Here is a 387-nt window from a genome sequence, read left to right as displayed (position 1 = left end):
TTAGTTAAGGGTTCTTCTCAACGCACAATAAATTTTCTCGGCATAAATGCGTCAACTCTTTTATTCTTCAGAAATACTTTTAGTTAATAAAGTTGCTCCACCAATTAACATTCCAATGCCCAAAATAAAGAAACCACTAAAGATAGCAAAAAGACTTCCTAAAGATAAGAAAATAGAAAATAAATTACGTTCTGTTTTTTTCAACTTCAAAACTCCTTTTTAGCAAACTTTATCACAATAGTTATCGCTTTACAGGTCTGATTTTCGTCGTTATAATCTAGTTAAATCCCGTAAGGGCGCACTTACACGTCGGATAAATCGACGTGTGCAAAACCATAATCGACCTTCGTCGATTTTTTTAATCTTAGTTTTAAGTAATCGGTGTTG

At 32.8% G+C, this 387-nt stretch carries 1 protein-coding gene; it reads right to left on the bottom strand.

What is annotated here, in order from left to right; all coding sequences use genetic code 11:
- Window positions 1–60 precede the first annotated feature (60 nt).
- Window positions 61–204: a hypothetical protein gene (locus tag CD032_RS13090; protein ID WP_002324169.1), complete on the bottom strand. Its 144-nt coding sequence runs from the start codon at window positions 202–204 to the stop codon at window positions 61–63.
- Window positions 205–387 lie beyond the last annotated feature (183 nt).

This window comes from Staphylococcus cohnii subsp. cohnii (assembly GCF_002902365.1).
GTDB lineage: Bacteria > Bacillota > Bacilli > Staphylococcales > Staphylococcaceae > Staphylococcus > Staphylococcus cohnii.
The sequence above is the reverse complement of the archived record's forward strand: the minus strand, read 5'-3'. Positions and strand labels throughout refer to the sequence as shown.